Genomic DNA, 11,761 nt, shown 5'->3' on the forward strand with positions numbered 1-11,761 from the left:
ACCCGTGCGCACGCTTCCGACCGCAGCCTGACGGGCCGCGGGGCGGCCACACCGACCGCGCGGCGCGCGCGCCGACGCCTCGATCGGCAGGCGTGCCCTCATGTCGGCCACACGCTCGGTGGTGAGCGGTTGGCTGCGCTAGTAGGGGTAGCTGCGATCGTCGTTCAGGCGGGCCGTCTGCTGCAGCCGGTCGAACATGCCGATGAAGCCGTGGCCGTCGAAACCCGCTGCCTGCAAGACGGTCAGGCCGATGCGGTCGGCCTCGCGCTCCATGTCGCGCGAGAAATTGAGTTGCCCCTGCAGTGCGACCGCCTGGCCGCCCGCGATCGCCGCGCTGCCGATGTCGGCATTGCGGGCCGCGCTGGCGGCGAGCGCCCCCAACACCATCGCCGCCAGAACCAAGGGGGCTTGCTGCCTTTGCCGGCTCAGTAGCCGGGCGATGTGGCGTTGCGTGACATGGCTCAACTCGTGCGCGAGGACCGATGCCAGCTCGTCCGCGCTGCCGGTCACGCCGATCAGCCCGAGATGCACGCCCAGATAGCCCCCGGGCAGGGCAAAGGCGTTGACGGTGCGGTCGCGGGCCAGCAGCAATTGCCAGGCGTAACGCTCGGCCAGTTCATCCGACAGCTCACCCCGGCGCCGGGCGGCCTGGAACAGCGGGCCCCAGATGCGCTGCAGATAGTCGCCCAACACCGGGTCGTCCAGGTAGGCCGGGTCACGGTAGATGGCGCGCGCGATCTGGTCGCCGATGCGCCGCTCCTCCGACAGCGTCAGCTCTCCGCCATCGCCCAGCGCCGGCAAATTGGAGGCAGCATCGGCACCGACGGGCACGGCTGCGCCAGCCATGCCCAGCCAAGGCAGCAGCGCGCGCGCGGTAGCACCGGCAAATGCGCCCCGCAGGGCGCCCGCCAGCCAGTCGCGCCGACGACAAGCCATCGGTACCAGACGTTGCGGGGCCTCGTCATCGAGCGTGGGATCGGTCGTGCGGTGGGAAGGCGCGCTCATCCCTCGTATGATGCGGTTTGCATGCCGTGAATTCCCCGCCAGTCATGACCTCGATCCCCGCCATCCCCGAGACCGGTTCCCCGCTCACCCATTTCGACGCCCAGGGCCAGGCCCACATGGTCGACGTCGGCGCCAAGGCCGCCACCCACCGCACGGCCGTGGCCGAGGGGCGCATCCATATGCAGCCCGCGACGTTGGCCCTTATCCAGCAGGGCAACGCCAAGAAAGGCGATGTGCTGGGGGTGGCGCGCATCGCAGGCATCATGGCCGCCAAGCGCACCAGCGAGCTGATTCCGCTGTGCCACCCCATCGCGCTGACGCGGGTGGCGCTGGAGTTTGCCGTGGAGCCGCAGACCCCCGCCGTGCGCGTGCAAGCGACAGCCGAGACCGTGGGGCCGACCGGTGTGGAGATGGAAGCCCTCACCGCCGTACAGGTGGCGCTGTTGACCATCTACGACATGTGCAAGGCGGCCGATCGGGCCATGGTGATCACGAATGTGCGGCTGCTGGAAAAGCACGGCGGCAAGTCCGGGTCTTTCGTGAACCGTTGAGCCATCGGCGCTGTGCCGCGGCGTCGGGGCCATGACGCCGCTGGTGCCGCCGCCCACCCGCGCGGGAGGCGTCACGCGTAGGCGTAGACCCCGCGGCCCGTCTTGCGGCCCAGGTAGCCGGCAGCCACCATCTCTTTGAGCAGTGGGCAAGGGCGGTACTTGCTGTCATTGAACTCGGCAAAGTAGACGTTCATCACCGCCAGACACACGTCCAGCCCGATCATGTCGGCCAACGCCAGCGGCCCGATCGGGTGGTTGCAGCCCAGCTTCATGCCGGCGTCGATGTCCTCGGGGCTGGCCAGCCCTTCGGCCAGCACGAAGAATGCCTCATTGATCATCGGCACCAAAATGCGGTTAACGACGAAGCCGGGCGAGTTCTTCACCGTGATCGGCGTCTTGCCGAGTTTGAGCGCCAGCTCACGCACGGTGTCATGGGTGGCGTCGCTGGTTTGCAGGCCGCGGATGATCTCCACCAGCGCCATCATCGGCACCGGGTTGAAGAAGTGCATGCCGATGAAGCGGTCCGCGCGCCCGGTGACGGCGGCCAGTTGCGTGATGCTGATCGAGCTGGTGTTGGTGGCAATGAGAGTCTCAGGTGCCAGCAAGCCGTCGAGCTGGCGCAGGATCTTGATCTTGAGCTCCAGGTTCTCGGTGGCGGCCTCGATGACGAGCTGCGCGCCCTTGAGGTCATCGTAATTCGTCGACGTACGGATCTGCGCCAGCGCCGCGTCTTTGTCGGCGGCGGTGATTTTCTCTTTTTTGATCAAGCGGTCGAGGCTGCTGGCGATGGTGGCCAGGCCCTTGGTCAAGGCGGCGTCGCTGACGTCGATCATGACGACCTTCAGGCCGCTGGTCGCGCAAACCTGCGCGATGCCGCTGCCCATGGTGCCGGCACCGACGATGCCGATGGTGTCGATGGACATATCGATAGCTCCTCTTGGGGGGTGGAATACCAAGCGCCGATTATGCGGCGCTCCAAAAACGAACACCCCGCGGTACAGCCACGGGGTGTCGTGCAAACGCCGGGTAGGCGCTTGGGCAAGGGCCCTGGTCTGGGATCAGGCCTTGGTCGCGCGCGGCGCCTTGGTGGCGTTGACCGCAGTGGTGGCCATGGCCTTCAGATTGGCTTCGGCCAGTTCGGTGGCTTGCTTGACAGCCTTTTGCACCGACTCCATCGCCGCAGCGGCGGTGGACACGGCGGTCTTGACGGCGGCGACGGCCGGCTCGCTGCCTTGCGGAGCGTTCTTGACGGCGCTGTCCAGCGCGCTGACGAATTGTTTTTGCGCTTCGGCCGATTGGGCTTCTGCGACCTTGGCAAATTCAGCGCTCAGGCTGGAGGCGATGTCGTACACATGGCGGTTGTAAGCGGCCACCTTCTCGCCCATGGGCTGCAGCAGGGCGTTTTGCAGGGCGACCAGGTCCTGCATATCCTTCACGCTCAGGACGGCCTGGGCATGTTCAGCCGCTTCGGCCATCAGCGTCTTGGCGGTTTGCAGATTCAACTCGGTCAGCTTTTCGACGCCGGCCAGCGCTTTTTCACCCAAGTCGAACGCGGTGGCCGCATTCTTTTTGTGCAGGTCTACGATTTGCTCGATGGTCATCATGGTGGGACTCCTTGAAGAGCGGGTGGATGGGCAAAGGGTCATGGCGCGCAACCTGCCCGAAGGGCGTCCGTCCAGTGATGGGGACTTGACGGCTTATGCTGCGCTGCAACATGCCCTCAAGTATAGGGGGTGATGCTGGAAATGCAAGCGTTTTTGTTGCGCTGCATCAAAAAAACATCGAGTGCTCGCCTTGCCGCCTGTATCTCAAGGCTGCAGCGGCAGTTCTACATGCCGCAGGTCCGGGTCCTCTGGGTGGGGGGTGATGGCAAATCCCAGGCGCTCCACCAGGCCGAGCATGCCCTTGTTCTCGCGCAGCACGGTGCCGACGATGCGGCGCGTGCCGTGGCTGCGCAGATAGCGGATGAGCCGCTCCATCAGCAGCCGCCCCAGGCCCATGCCCTTGAGGTCGGAGCGCACCAAGATGCCATATTCGGCCGTGTCGTTGTCGGGGTCGCAGATAGCGCGCACCACGCCGATGGTCTCGGGCGTGCCATCGGGCCCGACGCGGGTGGCGATGAAGGCCATCTCGCGGTCGTAGTCGATCTGGGTCAAACGGGCGAGTTCGCTGTGCTCGATGCTGCGCCGGCTGTAGAAAATGCGCATGCGGATGTCCTCGGGGTCCACCCGCTCCAGGAAGGCCAGATGTTGGGCTTCGTCTTCGGGGCGAATGGGGCGCACGGTCAAAGTCTGGCCATGCCAGTCCAGGGTTTCGACCAGCTCTTGCGGATAGGGGCGGATGGCAAAACGGGCAGCACCGGCCGGGCATGCGGCACTGATGCGTACCCGCGCATCCAACGCCACCGCGCCGTCTGCATCCACGATCAGCGGGTTGATGTCGATCTCGGCGATTTCCGGCACGTCGGCCAGCAGTTGCGAGACCGCCAGCAGCGCGGTGTGGATCGAGGGCCGATGGGCCGGCGGGACGTCGCGGTAGCCGCGCAGCAGTCGCGCGATGCGGGTGCGCTCGATCAAGGATTCGGCCAGCGCGACGTTGAGCGGGGGTAGCGCCAGCGCGCGGTCGGCCAGCACCTCGACGGCGGTGCCGCCCTGGCCGAACAGGATGACCGGGCCGAACAGCGGATCGATGCTCGCACCGATGATCAGCTCATGCGCATGGCGCCGCCGGACCATGGGCTGTACGGTAAAGCCCTCGATGCGGGCGTCGGGCCGGCGCTGGGCCACCCGTTCGAGCATGGCACGGGCGGCCTCCAGCACCTCTTGCGCACCGTGCAGATTGAGCCGCACCCCACCGACGTCGGATTTGTGCGTGATGTCCGAGGACAGGATTTTGAGCACCACGGGGTAGCCGAGCGCATCGGCCGCCGCAACGGCCGCCTGGGGGTCGGCGGGGACGCTGCGCAGCGGGGTGACGGGCACACCGGCGCGCCGCAGCAGTTCCTTGGCCTGGGGCTCGGTCAGCCACTCGCAGCCGCTGGCCAAGGCCTCGCGCACCAGTTGGCGGATACCCTCCAGATCCGGCGCCAGCCCCTCGGGCAGGGCAGGTGGGGTCTGCATCAGTTCCGCCTGGTGGCGGTGGTACTGTCGCAGGAAAGAAAAGGCACGTACCGCTTCTTCAGGCGTGGGGTAGTCGGGAATGCCCGCCGCACGAAAGCGCGCCCGGGCCTCGGCCACGGCACCGTGGCCTAGCCAGCAGCCCAGCACCCGCGGCGGGCGCTCGGTGACCAGCGGCAACAAGGCCTCGGCGATGGTGTCGCTGGGGACGATGGCGGTGGGCGCTTGGATGAACAAGATGGCGCTGTCGCGGTCCTCGCGCAAGATGCGCAGCGCATCCACATAGCGTTGTGCGGGTGCGTCGCCAATGATGTCCACCGGATTGGCGCGCGACCAGTTGCCAGGCAGCACGGCATCCAGTCGCGCGAGGGTCTCTGGGCTCAGGCTGGCCAGCTCGACGCCCATGTGCGCGGCGGCGTCGGCCGCCATCACACCCGCGCCGCCGCCGTTGGTCAATACCAGCAGCTGCTCGCTGCGGTTGTCGCGAAAGCGCGCCAGCAATTCAACAGCCAAAAAGAGCTGGTGCAAGGTGTTGACGCGCAACATGCCCGCGCGCGAGATGGCGGCATCGAACACGTCGTCGGATCCTGCCAGCGCCCCCGTGTGCGAGGCGGCGGCGCGGCTGCCCTGTGCTGAGCGGCCGGCCTTGACCAGGATGACCGGCTTGTTGCGGGCTGCTGCCCGGGCCGCAGACATGAACTTGCGTGGCGCTGTGATGGACTCCACATACATCAGGATGGCGCGGGTGCGTGCGTCGCTGCCCAGATAGTCGAGCATGTCGCCAAAATCCACATCGGCGTGCTCGCCCAGCGAGACGAAGTGCGAAAAGCCGATACCCCGGTCATTGGCCCAGTCCAGCACCGCCGTGACCAGCGCGCCCGACTGCGAGACGAAGGCGATGTTGCCGGGCTGGGCATCGGCGTGGGCGAAGCTGGCGTTGAGACCCAGGTGGGGCACCAACATGCCGATGCAGTTGGGCCCCAGGATGCGCAACGTGTGGCGGCGCGCCGCATCCAGCATGGCCTGTTTGTGCGCGGCGTCCAGCCCGGCGGTGACGACCACGGCGGCCCGCGTGCCGCGCTCGCCCAGGCTGGCGATCAGGCCGGGGACGGTAGCGGGCGGGGTGCAGATGACCGCCAGGTCAGGTGCCACTGGCAAATCGGCCAGGTCGCGCGCTACGGGTACACCCAGCGCGGGCTGGCGCGGGTTGACTGCAAACAGCTCCCCCTGAAAGCCGCGGGACAGGTTGCGCCAAACCGTACCGCCGACGCTGTGTGGCCGATCGGAGGCACCGAACACCGCCACGCGGCGGGGGGCAAACAAGAATTCGAGGTTACGGATGCTCATGGGGGAGTAGGCGTTGTGGTGGCTGGAATGGGTGGGGGGATGTCAATCGTGCGAAGGCGCGCGCAGGGCCAGGGCGGCCTGGTACAGCACCCCTTTGGGCACCCCAGTGATGGCGCTGGCCAGCCGCGCCGCGGATTTAACGGGCAGCTCATCGAGCAACAGGCTCAGCACGCGCTGGGCTTCGGCGGGCAGCGCGGTGCTGGCTGCATCCTCATCCCCCGGCTGCCCCGGTGGCGGTACAGTGGAGCGGGGGTGGATCACCAGCGTGAATTCGCCGCGGCGGCGGTGGGGGTCGGCAGCCAGCCAGTCGATCACGCCCGCGCAGGGCAGGGTGACGATGTCTTCGAACTGTTTGGTCAGCTCCCGCCCGAGGGTCACCGGCCGCTCGCCCAGGGCCGACAGTTCGGCAGCCAGCGCCTCGATGCGGTGGGGCGCCTCCAGCAGCACCAAGCCCGTGTCGGCTTGGCACCAATGCCGCCAGGCCCGCTCGCGGGCCGCCCCCCGCGCGGGCAGAAAGCCCACCACCGTGACCGCCCCTTCGGCGATGCCAGCCACGCTCAGCAGGGCCGTGAGGCTGCTGGCCCCCGGCACGGGAATGAGGCGCAGGCCCGCAGCCCGCACCGCGGCACACAGCCGCGCGCCCGGGTCGCTGATGCCGGGGGTGCCGGCGTCGCTGACGCAGGCGATACGCTCGCCGCGCCGCAGGCGCTCGACGATGGATGGGGCCATGCGGCTTTCGTTGTGCTCGTGAACGGCCAACAGCTCGGCGTGCAGCCCGTAGGCCTGCAGCAGCCGCGCGGTGTGGCGGGTGTCCTCGCAGGCCACGGCATCGACCGTGCGCAGCACATGCAGCGCGCGCAGGGTGATGTCGGCCAGATTGCCGATCGGGGTGGCCACGATGTACAGCGCCCCGGCTGGATAATCTTGACTGCCGGCCAGGCGCGCCGCCAAGCCCCCATCGTCGGGCGATCCGGTGGCGGCGGAGACGAGCAAGTGAGGCGTATTCACGATGGCGATGGATGGAAAAGGGCCCCGATCCCGCAGCGCGCGGCCAGGCATGAAAGCACAGGGCGACGCGGCAGAGGCGCTGGCCCTGCAGTATCTGTTGGGCCGCGGCCTGCGTTTGGTGCGGCGCAATGTGCGCAGCCCCGGGCGTGGGGGTGGCGAGGTCGATTTGATTATGGCGGAGTCCGATGGCACGCTCGTGTTCGTCGAGGTGCGTCAGCGCGGCCGCGGCGAGTATGGTGGGGCGGCAGCCAGCATTGGACGCACCAAGCAGCGCCGCATCGTGTTTGCGGCGCGGCACTTTCTGGCGCGGCTGCCGCAGGTGCCGCCCTGCCGCTTCGACGCCGTGCTGGTGGACGGGGAACTTGGGGCGACGCAGCCCCCTCGGATCGAGTGGGTGCGCGGTGCGTTCGAAGCCAGCGCCTGGGATTGACGAGTCGATAAGATAGTGCCCATGCTTGTGCATCGCATTCAGCAGCATTTCGTCGATGGTGCCGACCTGCAGTACCAGTGCGCCCAAAGCGTGGGGCCGGGGCTGGAGGCGGCAGCCGGCGCGATGCTGTCCGGGCTGACTGGCGGCGGCAAGATTCTGGTTTGGGGCAGCGGGGTGTCGGCCGCGTTCGCCCAGCTGGTCGTGGCGCTATTGGTCGGCCGGTTCGAGCGCGAGCGCCCTGAGTTGGCGGCGCTGGCGCTGGGGACCCTTCCTGCCGTCAACACGGGTGCCTCGACGGGTTTGGATCCGGTGACCTGGTCCGTGGTGCGGCAGCTGCGCTCGCTGGGGTTGCCGGGGGATGTGTTGCTGCTCATCGTGGCAGGGCCGCCCGGGCCGGATGCGATGGCCGCCATCGCCGCTGCGCACGAGCGCGAGATGGTGGTGGTGGCCCTGACGGGCGCACGCCCCGGCGAACTGCCGGATGTGCTCAAAAACACCGATGTGCTGGTCACCTTGCCCACCGAGCGGCCGGCGCGTGTGCGCGAAGCCCAATTGGTCGCCTTGCACGCCATGTGCGATGCCATCGACGTGCAGCTGCTGGGCGAAGACACCGAGGAGCTGATCGAACCATGACCCTCATTCCTTCTCTGACCGATCGACGTTCCCAGCGCGCCGGACTCCCTGCCTGGGCGACTGTCGTCATGACCACCGCGGCAGCGATCGCATGCCTGATGCCACTGAGCGGCTGCACGCCCCTTGTCGCAGGGGCGGCGGTGGGTGGGACGGTGCTGTTGGCGACCGACCGCCGCACCACCGCCACGCAGCTGGAGGATCAGACGATCGAGCTGAAGGTCAGCAACCGCGTGCGCGAACAGCTCGGCGAGCGTGTGCGTGTCAACCCCACCAGCTTCAACCGCAAGGTGCTGCTCACCGGCGAGGTCGCCTCCGAGGCCGACCGCCAGGCCGTGCTGCGCATCGTGCAGGGGGTGGAAAATGTCGTGGGCTTGATCGATGAGTTGGTCGTGATGGGCTCGCCGTCGCTGACGGCGCGCTCCTCCGATGCGCTGGTGACGGCACGCGTCAAGGCCGCTTTCATCGATGCCAAGGACCTGTCGGCCAACGCGATCAAGGTCACCACCGAGCGCGGCACGGTGTATTTGATGGGGCTGGTGACAGCGCGCGAAGCGCAGCGCGCGGCCGACATCGCGCGCACCGTACCGGGCGTGCAGCGCGTGGTGCGGGTGTTCGAGATCATCAGCGAGGCCGATCTGGCTCGGCTGCAGCCACCGGCGCCCAAGCAGGACGCAGCCACGTCGTCCAGCGACCGTTGAGGAGCGCTGGCGCTGCGGCGGGGCGTGCCTTTAGCGCAAACGGCGGATCAGGCTGGAGGTGTCCCAGCGTCCGCCGCCCATGGCCTGCACATCGGCATAAAACTGGTCCACCAAGGCCGTCACTGGCAAACGCGCGCCGTTGCGGCGCGCCTCTTGTAGCACCAAACCCAGGTCCTTGCGCATCCAGTCCACCGCAAAGCCGAAGTCGAAGCGGTCCTCGACCATCGTCTTGCCGCGGTGGTCCATCTGCCAGCTCTGCGCAGCGCCCTGGCCGATCACGTCCAGCACCCGCTTCATGTCCAGCCCGGCGCGCTGGCCAAAGGCGATCGCCTCCGACAAGCCCTGCACCAGCCCAGCGATGCAGATTTGGTTGACCATTTTGGCCAACTGCCCGGCTCCACTGTCGCCCAGCCGGGTGACCGCGCGCGCATAGGCGGTCATCACCGGCTGCACACGCGCGAACGGCGCCTCGTCGCCGCCACACATGATGGTGAGCTGGCCGTTTTCGGCGCCCGCCTGCCCGCCGGAGACCGGCGCATCGACGAAGTGGCAGCCGCGCTCGCGCGCGGCGACATACAGCTTGCGCGCGACCTCGGCCGAGGCGGTGGTGTGGTCGGCAAATACCGTATCTGGCCCCATCCCTGCCAGCGCCCCGTCAGGCCCCAGCACGACGCTGCGCAGGTCGTCGTCATTGCCGACGCAGGCCATCACGCATGCGGCACCCTCGGCGGCGGCGCGCGGCGTGGCCGCAGCGTGTACGCGGTCGATGCCGCGCTCGGCCATGGCTCGCACCAGCGCCTGCGCTTTGGCGGCCGTGCGGTTGTAAACGGTGACGGTGTGGCCGGCCAGCGCCAGGTGGGCAGCCATCGGCCAGCCCATCACGCCCAGGCCCAAAAAGGCCACGCGCTGCGGGGGGATGGGGTCGTACGACGCTTTGGGGTTGACGTGGGGCATGAGAAGCGTTCGGATCAGATGATTTGCAGGTGTTCGGTGCCGGCGGACAGGTCGCCTTTGCGCGCGCGCTGGCTTTCGAGTTTGATGCGCAGTTTGATGTCGTTTTGCGAGTCGGCGTTGCGCACCGCGTCCTCGTACGAAATCTGATGCGCTTCGAAGGCAGCAAACAGCGCCTGGTCGAAGGTCTGCATGCCGATCTCGGTGCTGCGCTTCATCACTTCCTTGATTTCCTGGACCTCGCCCTTCATGATCAAGTCGGCGATGAGCGCGCTGTTGAGCAGCACCTCGACGATGGCCACACGCCCCTTGCCATCCTCGCGCGGCAGCAGGCGCTGCGCGATCATGCCGCGCAGATTCAACGACACGTCCTTGAGCAGCTGCGGGTGCCGGTCGTGCGGGAAGAAGTTGATGATGCGCTCCATCGCCTGGTTGGCGCTGTTGGCGTGCAGTGTGGCCAGGCACAGGTGACCGGTTTCGGAAAACGATATGGCATGCTCCATCGTCTCGCGGTCGCGAATCTCGCCCATCAGGATGACGTTGGGCGCTTGGCGCAGCGAGTTCTTCAAAGCGATCTCCCAGTTGTCGGTGTCGATGCCCACCTCGCGCTGGGTGACGATGCAGTTTTTGTGCGTGTGCACGAACTCCACCGGGTCTTCCACGGTGACGATGTGGTCGTGGGCGTGCTCATTGCGCCAGTCCACCATCGCGGCCAGTGTGGTGGATTTGCCGGTGCCGGTGCCGCCCACCACAATGCAGATGCCGCGCTTGGCCAGCGCCAACTGTTTGAGGATCGGCGGCAGCCCCAGCTCATCGACGGTGGGAATTTGGGACGGGATGGCACGCAGCACCAAGCCGACCCTGCCCATCTGCACGAATGCGTTGACACGAAAACGCCCGATACCGGCCGGGGCGATGGCAAAGTTGCACTCTTTGGTGCGCTCGAACTCCGCCGCCTGCTTGTCGTTCATGATCGCACGCGCCAGCGCCTGCGTGTGCTGACCGCTCAGGGGTTGCGGCGACACCTTGGTGATGACGCCATCGACCTTGATGGCAGGCGGGAAGTCGGCGGTCAAGAACAGGTCGCTGCCCTTGCGGCTGACCAGCAGCCGCAGCAGCTCGTGGATGAAATGGCTGGCCTGATCGCGTTCCATTGCGCGTTCCCGCTGATTGGATCGCCGTCAAGCGGGGAAGTTGTCGGGGTTTTTGGCCTTGCTGCGCGCCTCGGCGGCAGTGACGACATTGCGCCGCACCAGATCGATGAGCGACTGGTCCAGCGTCTGCATACCGTATTGCTGGCCGGTCTGGATGGCAGAGTACATCTGTGCGACTTTGTTTTCGCGGATCAGGTTGCGGATGGCGGGTGTGCCGATCATGATTTCGTGCGCCGCGATACGGCCTTGGTCGCCGACGGTCTTGAGCAGTGTCTGGGAGATCACGGCCACCAGCGACTCCGACAGCATGGCGCGCACCATGTCTTTTTCTTCGGCGGGAAAAACGTCCACGATGCGGTCGATAGTCTTGGCAGCGCTCGATGTGTGCAGGGTGCCAAGCACCAGGTGGCCGGTCTCGGCAGCGGTCAGCGCCAGTCGGATCGTCTCCAGGTCGCGCATCTCACCGACCAGGATCACATCCGGGTCCTCGCGCAGCGCCGAGCGCAATGCCGCTGCGAACGAACGCGTCATCGGTCCGACCTCGCGCTGGTTGATCAGGCTCTTCTTCGGCTCATGCAAGAACTCGATCGGGTCTTCGATGGTCAGGATGTGGCCGGCGTCGTTTTCATTGCGGTGGTTGACCATGGCGGCCAGTGTGGTCGATTTGCCGGAGCCGGTGGGGCCAGTCACCAAGACCAGTCCACGCGGCTTCATCGCCAGATCGGCGAAGATGCGCGGGCAGTGGAGGTCTTGCAGCGACAGCACCTTGGCGGGAATGGTGCGAAACACCGCTGCCGCCCCGCGGTGCTGGTTGAAAGCGTTGACGCGAAAACGCGACAGACCGGCGATCTCGAACGAGAAATCCACC

At 67.2% G+C, this 11,761-nt stretch carries 11 protein-coding genes and 1 pseudogene; 4 read left to right on the plus strand and 8 right to left on the minus strand.

Features of this window, described 5'->3' with window-relative positions; all coding sequences use genetic code 11:
- Positions 1-141 precede the first annotated feature (141 nt).
- Positions 142-846, minus strand: a pseudogene (locus P3W97_RS00510) (M48 family metallopeptidase); the annotation flags it as partial.
- A gap of 203 nt (positions 847-1,049) precedes the next feature.
- On the opposite strand from P3W97_RS00510, the gene moaC reads away from it, so the two are divergent.
- Complete coding sequence (gene moaC / locus P3W97_RS00515; RefSeq protein ID WP_300843024.1) at positions 1,050-1,556, plus strand: cyclic pyranopterin monophosphate synthase MoaC; 507 nt, start codon at positions 1,050-1,052, stop codon at positions 1,554-1,556.
- A 71-nt stretch (positions 1,557-1,627) separates the two neighbouring features.
- Here moaC and P3W97_RS00520 read toward each other — a convergent pair whose 3' ends face one another.
- The 4 genes from P3W97_RS00520 to rsmI form a co-directional block, all read right to left on the minus strand.
- Entirely contained in the window at positions 1,628-2,479 is an 852-nt protein-coding gene (locus tag P3W97_RS00520; RefSeq protein ID WP_300843025.1) for a 3-hydroxybutyryl-CoA dehydrogenase, read from the minus strand.
- Between the two features lie 135 nt (positions 2,480-2,614).
- Positions 2,615-3,160, minus strand: a complete 546-nt coding sequence (locus tag P3W97_RS00525) for a phasin family protein (protein WP_300843026.1) — start codon at positions 3,158-3,160, stop codon at positions 2,615-2,617.
- A 204-nt stretch (positions 3,161-3,364) separates the two neighbouring features.
- Entirely contained in the window at positions 3,365-6,019 is a 2,655-nt protein-coding gene (locus P3W97_RS00530; protein WP_300843027.1) for a bifunctional acetate--CoA ligase family protein/GNAT family N-acetyltransferase, read from the minus strand.
- A 42-nt stretch (positions 6,020-6,061) separates the two neighbouring features.
- Entirely contained in the window at positions 6,062-6,970 is a 909-nt protein-coding gene (gene rsmI / locus P3W97_RS00535; protein WP_300843034.1) for a 16S rRNA (cytidine(1402)-2'-O)-methyltransferase, read from the minus strand.
- Between the two features lie 64 nt (positions 6,971-7,034).
- On the opposite strand from rsmI, the gene P3W97_RS00540 reads away from it, so the two are divergent.
- From P3W97_RS00540 to P3W97_RS00550, 3 genes are read left to right on the plus strand one after another with little or no spacing between them, the layout of a single operon-like run.
- A complete protein-coding gene (locus tag P3W97_RS00540; protein WP_300843028.1) occupies positions 7,035-7,457 on the plus strand; it encodes a YraN family protein in 423 nt (140 codons plus the stop codon).
- A 21-nt stretch (positions 7,458-7,478) separates the two neighbouring features.
- Positions 7,479-8,090: an SIS domain-containing protein gene (locus tag P3W97_RS00545; protein WP_300843029.1), complete on the plus strand. Its 612-nt coding sequence runs from the start codon at positions 7,479-7,481 to the stop codon at positions 8,088-8,090.
- Positions 8,087-8,788 (plus strand): BON domain-containing protein, encoded by a 702-nt coding sequence (locus P3W97_RS00550; RefSeq protein ID WP_300843030.1) that lies wholly within the window; start codon positions 8,087-8,089, stop codon positions 8,786-8,788. Before P3W97_RS00545 ends, P3W97_RS00550 begins: the two co-directional genes overlap by 4 nt.
- A gap of 30 nt (positions 8,789-8,818) precedes the next feature.
- Here P3W97_RS00550 and P3W97_RS00555 read toward each other — a convergent pair whose 3' ends face one another.
- The 3 genes from P3W97_RS00555 to P3W97_RS00565 form a co-directional block, all read right to left on the minus strand.
- Positions 8,819-9,742, minus strand: a complete 924-nt coding sequence (locus tag P3W97_RS00555; protein ID WP_300843031.1) for an NAD(P)-dependent oxidoreductase — start codon at positions 9,740-9,742, stop codon at positions 8,819-8,821.
- Positions 9,743-9,756: 14 nt separating this feature from the next.
- Positions 9,757-10,893: a PilT/PilU family type 4a pilus ATPase gene (locus P3W97_RS00560; RefSeq protein WP_300843032.1), complete on the minus strand. Its 1,137-nt coding sequence runs from the start codon at positions 10,891-10,893 to the stop codon at positions 9,757-9,759.
- A gap of 27 nt (positions 10,894-10,920) precedes the next feature.
- Positions 10,921-11,761 (minus strand): type IV pilus twitching motility protein PilT (locus tag P3W97_RS00565; protein ID WP_300843033.1); only part of this gene is annotated, 841 nt, incomplete at its 5' end.

The organism is Tepidimonas sp. (assembly GCF_029335975.1).
In the GTDB taxonomy this organism is placed as follows: Bacteria; Pseudomonadota; Gammaproteobacteria; order Burkholderiales; family Burkholderiaceae_C; genus Tepidimonas.